The organism is Nocardia sp. NPDC059154 (genome assembly GCF_042755705.1).
Taxonomy (GTDB): domain Bacteria; phylum Actinomycetota; class Actinomycetes; order Mycobacteriales; family Mycobacteriaceae; genus Nocardia.
Genome location: NZ_JBHZCS010000001.1, coordinates 40,043 through 55,264, shown reverse-complemented (window position 1 = coordinate 55,264; position 15,222 = coordinate 40,043). Strand labels below are relative to the sequence as shown.

General features: G+C 72.3%; 1 pseudogene. It reads right to left on the bottom strand.

Features of this window, described 5'->3' with window-relative positions:
- Nucleotides 1-115: 115 nt before the first annotated feature.
- Nucleotides 116-14,980: pseudogene (locus tag ACFXN1_RS00140) on the bottom strand (amino acid adenylation domain-containing protein); the annotation flags it as partial.
- Nucleotides 14,981-15,222 lie beyond the last annotated feature (242 nt).

The following is a 15,222-nucleotide window of genomic DNA, read 5'->3' as shown; positions in this document are numbered from 1 at the left end:
AGGCCGCGGCTCGCAGCCCGCGCCGCCCGTTCCGGACATGTCGACGAATCAATGTTTCGCACCTTCATCTCGTGTCGAATTCAGCTGATACTACGGGTCGGTCACACCGCGGGCGTCAGCGCCCGTGCTCGGCGAGTCCACCCAGCGCCTGCACCCAGCCCTCCACCAGTTGCTTGACCTGGTCCAGGCCGAGCACCGTGCCCACGAAATCGAAGCGGGCGATCAGGCCGTCCTGGCTGGTGTCGACGGTGACGTCCAGGTACAGGTCGTCGGCGACCGGTTCCGGGTAGACCCGGGCCGGGCGCAGGTCACGGTAGCGGAAGCCGATGCGGCCCACCGGAAGTACGGCGATCTCCGCCTCCGTCTCCGGGTTCAGGTGCCGCAGCAGCCCGAAACCGACTCCCCGCGAGGGTACTTCGCGGGCCCGGTCGCGGATCTGCTCGATCACCGCGCCCGCGGTCGGGCCGCCGGCCCGCACCTCGGCGAGGTCGACGCCGTCCAGGCGCAGCGGGAACGGGTAGGTGGTGCTGAACGCGCCGACCGTTCGCAGTCCGGCCGGATCGCCGGGGGTGCGGCCGTCGGCGATCAGCCGCACCACCGAACCCAGTGTGTCGCGCAGGGTTTCGGCACCCGGGTCGAGCAGGGTGGCGGCCAGGGCGGCCAGCAGCACGTCGTCGATGCTGGCGCCGTAGCGGCGCGCCACGCCGTCGACGGCCGCCGCGCCCTCGCCGGTGATGGACACCGAGACCCGGCCGCGGGCGCCGGAATCGGCGTCGCCGAGCACCAGCTCCGGCGACACGCCCTCCGCGACGTCGGCGAGCCGGCCGCGCCACCAGTCCAATTCGTCGATGGTGTCGGCGTCCAGGGCGCGTTCGGCCAGCGCGCGGGCGATGCCGAGCGGGTGGGCGTCCGCGCTGTGCGGGGTGGCGTGACCGCCGGACCAGGAGGCGGTGAGGTCCTCGATGACGGTGCGCCAGGAGGCGTCGTCCACGACCAGGCCGTTGGCGACCACGACGAGCACGGCGGCGGGCCGGTCCTGCGGGTCCTCCGCCGGGTCGGTCGCCACGTTCTCCACCAGCACGAAGCGCATGTTGTACCCCTTCTCGGGGTCCAATTCGGCGGCAGCGGCGTGGATCACGGCCTCGATGGGGTCACCGACGGCCTCCAGGTTGGGGTCGATCTGCCAGACCACCGCGGCGCCGCGCGGCTGGGCGGCCGGAATGTCGAGCGCCACCGCGTCGCCATTGCGGCGCAGTCGTGCCCACAGGCCCGGATGCCGGTCCAGCAGTCCGGCGACCGAGCGGCGTACCCGGGTGCCGGAGATGCCCGCGGCGATATCGAGGGTGATGGCCCGGACCCAGACCCCGGACGGCTCCACCTCGAGCAGGCCCATGGCGCCCGCGGGCAGCGGCGAAACCTCGCCCACCGCACTGAGTCTCGGCCCCATGACCGGGTTCTTGACGGCCACGCGCGGCAGCGCGGCCGGTGCGGTCTCCTCGGGCGCGGCCGTCACGTCGTTCTGCGGTGCGACGGCGGCGGCCGGACTCACCGGCTCGGGCTCGGCAACCGGCCGGAACGCGATATCGGGATCCGGCTCGGACTCCCGGACCGATTCGGGTTCGGCGGCCTGTTCCGGATCGCGCAGCTTCACCGACCGCTCGAGATCCTCGGGCCGGATCACCGGCAGCACCGCGGTGGTGGCCCAGTCGACCTCGAGCTCCTCGGAATGCCCTGCGGCGGACATGGATTCGTCTGTGGCGGACGCCGGCTCGCTTGGAGCGGACACGGCGTCGTCACGGGTGCCGGCCACGGGCCGGGCGCGCAGGTCCTCGGCGGCGATGATCCGTACATCCGCGGGGACCGCCGGGGACAGGGCGTCCCGCACCGGTTCGGCGAGGACCAGGTGGGTCACCGCCTCGCGGGTGAGCAGCTCGGTGAGTTCGCCCGGCTCGTAGGCGCGGTGCTGTGCGACCACCAGGGCGGCGGCGGCGCCGAGCGGCAGCAGCGGTTCCAGCGGCGACAGGCTCGACCCGGCCGCCGCGAGATAGATCGCCCGTGCCTCGCCGTGCAGGCCGAAGGACAGCGTCCGGGTGGCGATCGCGTGCAGGTCCGCCTGGGCGAGCACCACCTCGCCGGAGCCGTCGGCCGCGCGATCGACCCAGGCCGCGTCGCCGGGCGCGACCGGTGCGCGGCGGTCCGAGTCGGCGACCGGTGCGGGCGAACGGGATTCGACGTCCGCACCGACGCGCGGATCGTCGACCACGAGCCACTCCCCGGCGGCGGCCAGCGGAGGCAGCGCGGACGTCGCGGCGCTGAGAGTCAGGCCGTGCGTGGTCCGGTGGTCGATCGCACCCGTGTCACCGGTGGCCGGATCCACCGGCAGCACGGTCGCACCGGTTTTGGCGACCGCCCACACCGCGAGGATGAGCGCCACCGAGCGGGGCAGCGCCACGGCCACCCGGGTGCCCGGGCGCGCGCCCTGATCGATGAGAACCCGTGCCAGACGCGAGGATTCGGCGTCGAGCTGAGCGTAGGTGAAGGCACGACCGCGGATGATCACCGCCGCGCCGTCCGGATTCGCCTCGACGGCGGCGGCCATGAGCTCGGGCAGGGTGCCCACCGGCTCGGCGGCAGCGGCGGTATCGCCGGACAGCACAGCCGGTTCGGACCACACAGCCGGTTCGGACCGCACGACAGGTTCGGACACTACGGCCGGTTCGGTGTCGGCGCGATCGATGAGGCCGGCCAGCACCGGGCCGATCACGGCGAGGGCTTCCGCGGTGGTCATCAGCTGGTGGGTGCCGGGCACCGGGTGCTCGCCCACGGTCCCGCTGACGTAGGGCCGCCAGTCGGCGGACGACTTCGCCTGCGGGACACCGGCGCTCAGGAACTCGGCCCGGAACAGCTCGACACGGCCGTCGAAATGCCGCGGCCGGTACTGCGATTCGAGCTCCAGGCTGCGCACCGCGCCGCGGTAGATGCGGCGCAGGCGGTCCAGGGTGAGGACGCCGAGGTCCGGCGGCACCGCGCCGTGCAGCGCGGTGAGCGCCTCCTCGCTCAGGTTCAGCAGGTCGCCGTCGGGGAAGGCCTCGGGGCCGACGCCGATGGTGGCGAACTCGTCCAGGATCGAGGTCCGGAAGTCGGACTTCGACTCCGGGTAGGAGTCCAGGATGGCGACCAGGTCGACCTGCTGTCCGGCGGCCTGCAGCTCGGTGGCGATGGCGTAGGCCAGGATGCCGCCGAGCGAGTAGCCGAGCACCCGGTAGGGACCCTCCGGCTGGATGGCGCGCATTTCGGCGGCGTAGCGGCGGGCCACGTCGGCCAGGTCGGCCGGGTCGTAGTCGGCCTCGGTGAGGGCGGGCGACTGCAGGCCGAGCAGCGGCTGGTCCTCGGGGAGGAACCGCGCCAGCCCGGCGTAGCACCACGACATTCCGGACATGGGCGGGGCACAGAAGATCGGCGTCCGGGTGCCCGTGGCGCGAATCGGCAGCACGACCTGAAGTCCGGCTTCGGAATTCGAGTCGAAGTCGTGTTCGCCCTCGAGCGCGGCCAGGATCTGCGCGGCGAGTCCGGCCACGGTCGGCGCGGTGAAGAACCACGCCACCCGGACCTCGGCGCCGGTCAGCGTGCGCAGGCGGCTCGCCACCTGGGTGGCCAGCAGCGAGTTGCCGCCGAGGGTGAAGAAGTCGTCGTCCGCGCCGACCCGCTCCAGGCCGAGCACGTCGGCGAAGACCTCCGCGACGGTCTGTTCCAGGGCGGTGGCCGGGGCACGGAAGACGGCCGCCTCGAATTCGGGGTCGGGCAGCGCGGCGCGGTCCAGCTTGCCGTTCACGTTCAACGGCAGGGCGTCGAGGACCACGAAGGCGGCCGGGACCATGTACGACGGCAGCGCCGCCGACAGGGCCGACTTCACCTGCGGCACCTCGATATCCGAGCCGGACGGGACCAGGTAGGCGACCAGCCGGTCGCCGGTCTTGGCGTCGGTCTTGGCGAGCACCGCGGTTTGCGCGATCTCCGGCAGCGCCAGCAGCGCCGCCTCGATCTCGCCGAGCTCGATACGGAAACCACGGATCTTCACCTGGAAGTCGGTGCGGCCCCGGTACTCCAGCTCGCCGGTCGAGTTCCACGCGACCAGGTCACCGGTGCGGTACATGCGCTCGCCGGTCGCGAACGGGTCGGCCACGAAGCGATCCGCGGTCAGATCCGGACGCCCGAAGTAGCCGCGCGCCAATTGCGCACCGGCGAGATACAACTCGCCCGGCACCCCGGCGGGCACCGGCCGCAGCCTGGCGTCGAGCACGTAGACGCGGCTGTTCCATTCCGGTGCGCCGATCGGCACCGAGACGCGGTCGGCGGCGGTGACCTCGTGGTTGGTGATCGACACCGCGGCCTCGGTCGGGCCGTACAGGTTGTACAGGCCCACCGCCGGGAAGGCGGTGCGGAACCGCTGCGCGAGCGTCGCGGGCAGCGCCTCGCCGATGGCCAGCACGCGCCGCAGCGCGCCCAGTCCGACGGCCGAATTCGATTCGGCCAGCAGCGCATCCAGCATGGACGGCACCGTGTGCAGCACGGTCACAGCCGTGCGGGCCATGAGCGCGTTGAGATACAGCGGGTCGCGGTGGCCGTCGGGCTCGGCGATGACCAGGCGGCCGCCCGAGACGGCGGCGGACCAGAATTCCCATACCGACAGGTCGAAGGTGGACGCCGTCTTCAGCAGTACCGCGTCGTCGACACCGAGATCGAATTCCGCTGTCTTCCACTGCAACTGGTTGACGATCGCCGCGTGCGGCACGGCCACGCCCTTGGGGCGGCCGGTCGATCCCGAGGTGAAGATGACGTAGGCGGTGTTCGCCGGCCGCAGTGGCGCGACCCGCTCGGCGTCGGTGATCGGCCCGGCCGGCACCGAATCCGTCGGGAGCTCGTCCATGCGGACCATCGGTGCGAGACCGGTCACGAAGCCGGTCGCGCTCGTGGTGAGGACGCACACCGGCGCGGCCGATTCCAGGATGTGGCCGGTGCGCTCGGCGGGCTGATCCGGATCGACGGGCACGTACGCGCCGCCCGCCGCGGTGACCGCGTACATGGCCACCACCAGGTCGGTCGAGCGCCGCAGGGCCAGCGCCACCCGGGACTCGGGGCCGACGCCCAGCGAGATCAGGTGGCGCGCCAGGCGGTTGACCCGCTGCGCGAGTTCGGCGTAGGTCAGCTCGCCCTCGCCGTCGGCGACCAGGGCGGTCCGCCCGGAGTGGGCGATCACGGTCCGGTCGAGCAGGGACGCCAGCGTGGCGCGGGTGTCGACCTCGTGCCGGGTGTCGTTCCAGCCCTGCAGGATTCGGGCCCGCTCCGCGGTGGCGAGCAGCTCCACCTCGCCCACGGGGGTGGCCGGTTCGGCCACCACGCTGGTCAGCAGCCGCACGAAACGCTCGGCGAACCCTTCCACGGTGGCCTGGTCGAACAGGGCGGTCGCGTAGGTGAAGTGGCCGAGAATGCCTGCGGGCTCACCGGTTTCGCTGTAGCGGTCCGCGGCGATCAGGTGCAGGTCGAACTGCGACAGCTCGGTGTCGATGTCGAGGCCCGCGACGGTCAGCTCCGGCAGTTCCAGACCGGCCTGGCTGTGGTTCTGGAAGGACAGGCCCACCTGGAACAGCGGGTGCCGGGCGGTGGAGCGCACCGGGTTGAGCACCTCCACCAGGCGCTCGAACGGGACGTCGGCGTGCGCGAAGGCGGCGAGGTCGGTTTCGCGCTGCCGCGCCAGCAGTTCGGTGAAGCTCGCGCCCGCGTCCACCCGGGTGCGGAAGACCAGGGTGTTGACGAACATGCCGATCAGATCGTCGAGCGCCTCCTCGCCGCGGCCCGCGATCGGGGTGCCGATGGCGATGTCGCCGGTGCCCGAGAGCCGGGCCAGCAGCACGGCCAGCGCGGTGTGCACGACCATGAACAGCGTCGCGCCCTCGGCGCGCGCCAGCTCCACCAGTGCGCGGTGGGCGGCGGCGTCGATATCGAGCTCGACCTTTCCGCCGTGGAAGGACTGCACGGCCGGGCGCGGCCGGTCCGAGGGCAGGTCGAGCTGGTCGGGCAGTCCGGCCAGGGCCTGCTGCCAGTAGCCGATCTGGGCGGCGGCCACCGACTGCGGATCGTGCTCGTCGCCCAGCAGTTCGCGCTGCCAGATGGCGTAGTCGGCGTACTGCACCGGCAGCGGCTGCCAGGCCGGTTCCAGATCCATGGACCGGGCGGCGTAGGCCACCATGAGGTCCCGGGTCAGCGGGGTCACCGACGAGCCGTCGCCGGAGATGTGGTGGATCACCAGGGCCAGCACGTATTCGCCCGGGGCGTCGGTGATCTCGAACAGCGCGATGCGCAGCGGCACCTCGGTGGTGACGTCGAACAGGTGCGAGGCCACCGCGAGCACCGCGTCGGGAACCTCGCCGGAGGCGACGGAGCGGACCTCGAGGACGGGCGTCGCCTGCGCGACCGGAAGCACCACCTGCACGGGGCCGTTGTCGGTCTCGGGGTAGATGGTGCGCAGGATCTCGTGGCGCGCAACCACATCCGCGACGGCCGCGCGCAGCGCAGCCACATCCAGGGCACCGGTGAGCCGGACCGCGGCGGGGATGTTGTAGGCGGCGGACTCGGTGTCGAAGCGGTTGAGGAACCACATGCGCTGCTGCGCCGGGGACAGCGGAATGCGCTCCGGGCGCGGACCGGCCACCAGGGCGCGGCGGCCGGTGCCGGTGGCCGATTCGAGGGCGGCGGCCAGCGCCGCCACCGAGGGCGCGTCGAAGAGAATGCGGACCGGGACGCGGGTGTCGAGGGCCGCGCCGAGACGGGCCACCACCTGGGTGGCGACCAGGGAGTTGCCGCCGAGGGCGAAGAAGTCGTCGTCGCGGCCGACCGGGTGGCCGAGGCCGAGGGTCTCGGCGAAGACGGTGGCGACGGTCTGCTCGACCGGGGAGACCGGGGCGCGGAACTCGCGGGCCTCGAATTCCGGTGCGGGCAGCGCCTTCCGGTCCAGCTTGCCGTTGGCGTTGACCGGCATGGCGTCCAGCACCACCAGGGCGGCGGGCACCATGTAGGACGGCAGCCGGCCGGCCAGGTGCGCCTTCAGCGCTGTGCTTAATTTGCCTCCGCTGCGCTCCGGCGGGTTCGCGGCGCTGGAGGTCTCGATTCTTCCCTCCTCCGCTCCTCCGCTTCGCTCCCCCGCTCCGTCAGTCCAGAATCGAGACGCGCCGCGAACCTGTGTGTTCGACCTCTCGGGGACGACGTAGGCCACGAGCTGGTCGCCGAGGTCCGAGTCGGAACGCATGACGACGACGGCCTGGTCCACGGAGGCGTGCGAGGTGAGGGCGGCCTCGATCTCGCCGAGCTCGATGCGCAGGCCGCGCAGCTTCACCTGGAAGTCGGTGCGGCCCAGGTAGACCAGGTTGCCGTCGGTGTTCCACCGGACCAGGTCGCCGGTGCGGTACAGGCGCTCACCGCGGCGGAAGGGGCTGGCCACGAAGCGATCCGCGGTCAGGTCGGCGCGGCCGACGTAACCACGGGCCAGTTGCGCGCCCGCCAGGTAGAGCTCACCCACCAGGCCGGGGGCGACCGGGTGCAGGCGCGAGTCCAGCACGTAGGCGCGGGCGTTCCAGACCGGGCCGCCGATCGGCACGGCGCCGGAGACGCCGGCGACCGGCGCGTAGGTGGCGTGCACGGTGAATTCGGTGGGGCCGTACAGGTTGTGCAGCTCCGCCGGGCTGATCGCGCGGAAGGCGTCGACCGCGTCGGAGGTGAACGCCTCACCGGCCACCAGCAGCGCCCGCAGCGACGTCAGCAGCGCGGGATCGGCGGCCGCCGAGAAGGCGCGCAGCATGGACGGCACGAACGAGGTGAGGGTGACCCGTTCGGCGGCGATGACATCGGCCAGGTACAGCGGGTCGCGGTGCCCGTCGGGCGTGGCGACGACCATGCGGCCGCCGGTGGCCAAGGGGCCGAACAGTTCCCACACCGACACGTCGAAGGTGGCCGGGGTCTTGAACAGCACGATGTCGTCGCCGTCGAGCGCGTATTCGGCGGTGATCCAGCGGATCTGGTTCACGGCGGCGGCGTGCGGCACGGCCACGCCCTTGGGGCGGCCGGTGGAGCCGGAGGTGAAGATGACGTACGCGGTGTTCTCCGCGCGCAGCGGCGCACGGCGTTCCACGTCGATGACCGGGTGGTCGGCGTATCCCGCGAGGATGGCGGTGTCGACCTCGATCACCGGGTGCGCACCCGCGTCGAAGGCGTCGCGGGAGGTGGTGAGCACGCACACCGGTTCGGCGGTGTCGAGCACGTGCGCGATGCGCTCGGCGGGCTGGTCCGGGTCCAGCGGCACGTACGCGCCACCCGCGGCCAGCACGGCATAGACGGCCGTCACGAAGTCCAGCGAGCGCCGGATGTGCAGGGCCACCAGCGATTCCGGTCCGACGCCCTCGGCGATGAGGCGCCGGGCCAGGCGGTGGACGCGGGCCGAGAACTCGGCGTAGGTGAGCTGCTCGCCCTCATGCACCAGGGCGATGGCGTCGGGGGTGCGCAGCGCCTGGGTCTCGAACAGCGACACCAGGGTCGCGGTGGCCGCGCGGGGCAGCCCGGCCGCGACGTCGACGGCGGTGGCGTTCCAGTCCGACAGCACCCGCTGCCGTTCGTCCACGGCCAGCAGGTCGAAGTCGCCGACGGCCCGCTCCGGGTGGGTGGCCACCGCGACCAGGGTGCGGCGCAGCCGCTCGGCCAGCCGATCCAGGGATTCCGGATCGAACAGGTCGGTGGCATAGGTGGACGCGGCCGAAATGCCCTGTGCCACACCGTCGGCGGTGGTCCGCTCGACCAGTGTCAGGTCCAGGTCGAACTTGGCGACCGGCACGGTCAGGTCGACGTCGGAGACGGTGACGCCGGGCAGTTCGAACACGGCCGGGGTCATGTTCTGCACGGTCAGCGACACCTGGAACAGCGGGTGCCGGGCCTGCGAGCGCGGCGGATCCAGTAGCTCCACAATGCGTTCGAACGGCGCGTCGGCGTGCTCGAAGGCGGCCAGGTCGGTCTGCCGCACGGCGGCGAGCAGTTCGGCGAAGCTGGCGTTGGGGTCGACCTCGGTGCGCAGCACCAGGGTGTTGACGAACATGCCGATCAGGTTGTCCAGCTCGGCCTCGCCGCGGCCCGCGATGGGCGCGCCGATCGCGATGTCGCGGGTGCCGGACACCCGCGCCAGCAGCACCGCGAAGGCGGCGTGCAGCACCATGAACAGCGTCGTATTGTGCTGCTGCGCAACCCGGTTCAGGGCGCCGTGCACATGCGGATCGATATCGAAGGCGTGCACCGCGCCGCGCCCGGAGGCCACCACCGGCCGGGGCCGGTCGGTGGGCAGCTCCAGCTGATCGGGCAGTCCGGTCAGGGCGGAGCGCCAGTAGTCGAACTGGCGGGCCAGCAGCGAGCCGGAATCGTGTTCGTCGCCGAGGCTTTCGCGCTGCCACAGCGCGTAGTCGGCGTACTGCACCGGCAGCGGGGTCCAGGACGGTTCCTGCCCCTGCATGCGGCCGAAGTAGGCGGTCATCAAGTCGCGGGTGAGCGGGCCGCCGGAGAAGCCGTCGCCGGCGATGTGGTGGACCACGCAGACCAGCACGTGGTCCTCGGCGTCCAGGCGCAGCAGCCGCAGCCGCAGCGGCGGGGCGGTGGTCACATCGAAGGGCGCGAAGGCGGCCTCCGAGACCACCTGCGCCACCTCGGCTTCGGTGACCGGGACGACCGGCAGCGACGGCATGGCGTCGGGCTCGTGGACGTCCAGGATCACCTGGTGGCCGACGCCCTCGTGCTCGGGATAGTAGGTGCGCAGCACCTCGTGCCGGGCGACCAGGTCGGCCACGGCGGCGCGCAGCGCGGGCACGTCGAGTGGGCCGGTGACGCGCAGCGCGATCGGCAGGTTGTAGGTGGCGGCATCGGTGTCGAGGCGGTTGAGGAACCACATGCGCTGCTGCGCGTAGGACAGCGGCACCAGCTCCGGCCGCGGCATCGGCCGCAGCGGCGCGACGGCCGAATCGTCCAGTGCGCCCAGCGAATTCGCGAGTTCCGCGACGGTGGGCGCCTCGAACAGGGCACGTACCGGCACCCGGGTGCCGACCGCGGCGCCCAGCCGCGCCACCACCCGGGTGGCGTTCAGCGAGTTGCCGCCCAGCTCGAAGAAGTCGTCGTCCGCGCCCACCCGGTCCAGGTGCAGCACGGTCGCGAACACCTCGGCCACCGTGCGCTCGGCGGCGGTGGCGGGCTCGCGGTATTCGCGGGCCTGGAACTGCGGCACCGGCAGTGCCTTGCGGTCCAGCTTGCCGGAGGCGTTGAGCGGCATGGCGTCCAGCCGCACCACGGCGGAGGGCACCATGTAGGACGGCACGGATTCTCGGGTGTGCGAGAGCAGTTCGGCGTCGGTGACCTGCGCGCCGTCCTCGAGCACCACGTACGCGACGAGGCGGTCGCCGCTCGCGCCGCGCACCAGCGACACCGCGGCCCGGTGCACGGCCGGGTGGCCGAGCAGCACGGTCTCGATCTCACCGAGCTCGATGCGCTGGCCGCGCAGCTTGACCTGGAAGTCGCTGCGGCCCAGGTACTCCAGGGCATGCGAGGCGCCGTCGTGGATCCAGCGGACCACGTCACCGGTGCGGTAGAGCCGCTGCCCGTCCTCGTGGGCGACGAAGCGTTCGGCGGTGAGCGCGGGCGCGCCGAGGTAGCCGCGCGCCAATTGCACGCCGGCGACATAGAGTTCACCGGCCGCACCGAAGGGCACCGGCCGCAGCTGCCGATCCAGCACCAGCACCCGGGTATTGGCGACGGGGCTGCCGATCGGCACGGCGACGCCGTGGGTGCGCTCGGCCGGATGCGCGGTGACCACGGTCGCCTCGGCCGGGCCGTACCAGTTCACCAGCTCGGTATCCGGCAGCGCGGCAGCGAATTTCGTGGCGCTCTCCGCCGTGAGGGCCTCACCGGCGGCGAACACCCAGCGCAGCGAGGGGTGCCGCCGGGCCGCGCCGTCGAGGTAGGCGTCGAGCATGGACGGCACGAAATGCACGGAGGTGACGGCGTATTCGTCGATCGTGCGCGCGATGTAGGCCGGGTCGCGGTGCCCGTCCGGTTCGGCCACCACCACGGCCGCGCCGGTCTGCAACGGCCAGAACAGCTCCCAGGTGGAGATGTCGAAGGTGATGGGCGTCTTGTGCAGCACCACGTCGCCCGCGCGGTGCGGGTAGGTGCGCTGGGCCCAGCGGAACTGATTGGCCATCTGCCGGTGCGTGATGACCACGCCCTTGGGGCGGCCGGTGGAGCCGGAGGTGTAGATGACGTAGGCGGCATTGTCCGGGCCCACGCCCGCGGGCGCGACCTCAACGAACGGGTCCGCGCCCGCGAGCGCGTCCACGAAGAAGAGCGGTACGCCGGAGGCGGTTTCGAAGTCGTCGGCCGCGCGGGTGAGCACGCACACCGGCGCGGAACCCGCGAGGACGTACTCGTTGCGCTCGGCCGGGTGATCGGGATCCACCGGCACGTACGCGCCGCCGGCGCGCAGCACCGCGTAGACGGCGACCACCAGATCGATGCCGCGCCGCATGGCCACGGCCACCCGGGATTCCGCGCCGACACCGCGCAGGGTGAGCTCCTGCGCGAGACGGCGGGAGCGGGCGTCCAGCTCGGCGTAGGTCAGGGTGGTGCGGCCGAAGATCACGGCCGGGGCGTCCGGGGTCCGCGCCACCTGGGCGTCGAACAGGGTGAGCAACGTCGAATCGTCCAGCAGCTCGGGCACTTCGGTGGCATTGACGGCCGCCAGCTCGCGGCGCTCGCCGTCCAGCAGCGCGTCCACCGCGGCCACCTGCGCCCGCGGGTCGGCGGCGATCCGGGACAGCAGCGCCGAGAGCCGGTGCGCGATGGCCTGGGCCGCGTCCTCCTCGAAGAGGTCGCGCAGGTACTTCACGCCGAAGCCGAGGCCCTTGCCGCGCGGCTGCACCATGACGGTGAGCGGGTAGTGGGTGCCGTTCACCGCGGACGCGCCGAGAATGCCCGCGCCGTCGATGGGCGCGGCGGCGTCGTCGAGGGACTCCTCGTCCACCGGGAAGGAGGCGAACACCACGATGGAGTCGAAAAGCCCGTCGACTCCGGCGATCTCCTGGATCTCGCCCAGCCCGACATAGTGGTGGTCGAGCAGCGCGGCCTGCTCGTCCTGCAGCGCCCGCAGCACCTCGGTGAGCGTGCTGCCCGGGGTCAGCCGCACCCGTACCGGGATGGCGTTGAGGAACAGGCCGATCATGGTCTCGATGCCCGCCAGCTGCGGCGGACGGCCGGACACGGTGGCGCCGAAGACGACATCGTCGCGGTCGGTGCTGCGGCCGATGAGCAGACCCCACGCGGCCTGCACGACGGTATTGAGGGTGACGCCCGCCTCGTGCGCCACCCTGGTGAGCGCGGCGGTGTCGTCCCCGGACAGCTGGAAGGCGACTTCGCCGATGCCCGAGGTGATCTCACGCGAGGGATCGACGGCCGCGAGCGGCGTCGGCTCGGTGAACCCGTCGAGGGTCTCGCGCCACGCCTCCCGCGCCGCGGCGTGATCGCGCGCGGCCAGCCAGGCCAGGTAGTCACGGTAGGACCGCACCGCCGGGATCTGCGCCGCGTCGCCGCCCGCCGCGTACAGCAGCAGCATGTCCTGGATGAGCAGCGGCATGGACCAGCCGTCGATGAGGATGTGGTGGCTGGTGACGCACACCCGGTAGCGGTCGGCGGCCGTGCGGTACAGCGCCACGCGCAGCAGCGGCCCGGTGCTCATGTCGAAGTGGCGGGCCACGTCGAAGGCCATCAAGCGGTCGGTCTCGGCCAGCGCCTCGGCGGGCACCCGGTCACTGAGATCCAGGTACTGCCAGGGCAGTTCGACCTCGTCGAGAACGACCTGCAGCGGATTGCCCGCGCTGTCCTCGGCGAAGACCACCCGCAGGTTCACGTGCCGGTCCAGCATGGCGCGGGCGGCGGTGTGCACGCGCGCCACGTCGATCTCACCGGCCAGGTCGAGGGCGAACTGGACCATGTAGGCGTCGACGGAGGATTCGGCCAGCCGCGCGTGGAACAGCATGCCGGTCTGCAGCGGGGTGAGCGGCCACACCTCCGACAGGTTCGGGTAGCGCTCGCGCAGCCGCGCCTCGTCGTCGGCGCTCAGCTCGACCAGCGGTCCGGTGGCGAGTTCCTCGGTGGCGGCGGCGGTGTCGACCGGCACCGCGAGTTCGGCCAGCGCGGCCACGGTGCGGGCGGCGAACATCTCCTTGGGCTTGAAGCCCAGACCCCGGGCCCGGGCCCGGGACACGATCTGGATGGCGGTGATGGAATCCACGCCGAGGCTGAAGAAGTCGTCGTCGAGGCCGACCCGGTCCAGGCGTAGCACCTCGGCGATGACCTCGGCCACCGCCTGCTGCGCCGCCGTCTCCGGGGCCCGGTACTCGGTGACCTCGAGCTCCGGCTCCGGCAGCGCGCGGCGGTCCAGCTTGCCCGCGGGCGTCAACGGGATGGTGTCGAGGACGATGATGGCGGCCGGCACCATGTGCGCGGGTAGCGTCCGCTCGGCCAGCTCCGAGAGCACCGCGGTGTCCACCGGGAAGCCCGGGGCCGCATGCACATACGAGACCAGCGCGGTGGCGCGGCCGTTCACCTCGTGACCGACGGTGACCGCGAAGTCGACCGACTCGTGCCCGGCGAGCACCGAGTCGATCTCGCCCAGCTCGATGCGCAGGCCGCGGATCTTCACCTGGAAGTCGTTGCGGCCCACATACTCCAGCTCACCGGCGGCATTGGCGCGCACCAGGTCACCGGTGCGGTAGAGCCGGGCGCCCGCGCCCCCGTCGAACGGGTTCGCGACGAAGCGGGCCGCGGTCAGTTCCGGCCGCGCGTGATATCCGCGCGCCAGCAGCGCACCGGCGATGTACAGCTCGCCCGGGGTGCCGATCGGCACCGGCCGCAGCCATTCGTCCAGCACGTACGCGCCGGCGCCGCGAATGGGGGCGCCGATGGTCACCGGCCGGTCCGGGGACAGCGGATCGGAGATATTGGTCGCGATGGTCGCCTCGGTCGGGCCGTAGGCATTGTGGAAGCGGCGGCGACCGGACGGGTCGCCGGACCAGCGGCGCACCAGCTCGGCCGAAATGGCCTCGCCGCCACCGACGATGGCCTCCATGGTGGTGAGCTGATCCGGGTCCAGCGAGGCCAGTACCGACGGCGTGATCAGGCCGTGGGTGACCCGCTCCCGGGCGATCAGGCGGCCCAGTTCGTCACCGCCGTACACCTCGGGCACCGCGACCACCATGGTCGCGGCCGCGCCGATGGCCATCAGCAGTTCCATGATCGAGGCGTCGAAGGACGGGGTGGCGACCTGCAGCACCCGCGACTCGGGCCCGATGCCGAAGCGTTCGCGCATCTCCGCGGTCAGCGCGGCCAGACCGGTGTGGGTGACCACCACGCCCTTGGGCAGGCCCGTCGAACCCGAGGTGTAGATGGCGTAGGCCGGATGTTCGGCCCGCAGCGGGCGCGCCCGGTCGGCATTGGTGACCGGTTCGGCCGGATAGCCCTGGGCGGCGGCCGCGATCTCCTCGGTGTCCAGTTCCAGCCAGGGCAGCGTGGTCGGCAGGCTCGAGCGAGTGTCGGCCACGGTCAGGCCCAGCACCGCCCGCGAGTCCGAGATCATGTGCCGCACGCGGTCGGCCGGATAGTTGGGGTCCACGGGGACGAAGCCCGCGCCGGTCTTGGCGACCGCCCACACCGCCACCACCGACTCCAGCGAGCGGCGGATACCGACCGCGACCAGATCCTCCGGGCCGATGCCGCGGGTGATGAGCAGGCGTGCCAGCCGGTTCGAACGCTCGTCGAGTTCGGCGTAGCTCAGCGCGGCCAGGCCGCGGTCGGCGTCGGCGACCGTGACGGCGAGGCCGCCCGGATTGGCCTCGACCGCGGTCGCCAGCAGCTGCGGCAGTGTCGGAATGTGGGGTCCACGACGGGTCCGGGTGGGACGTACGCGAGCCGTGCGGGTCATGCCGCCACCGCCACGAGCTCGATCTTCCGGTCCCCGACCACCCGAATCATGCAGCCTGTCCTCATCCTGTCCGTCATTGCCCATACCGCCGCGTGCACCGACATTGTTCATCGGGCTCACGCAGGCCGCGTTACTCGACCCTGCTGGTGGCAGGGCTGTCGGCCCCCCGC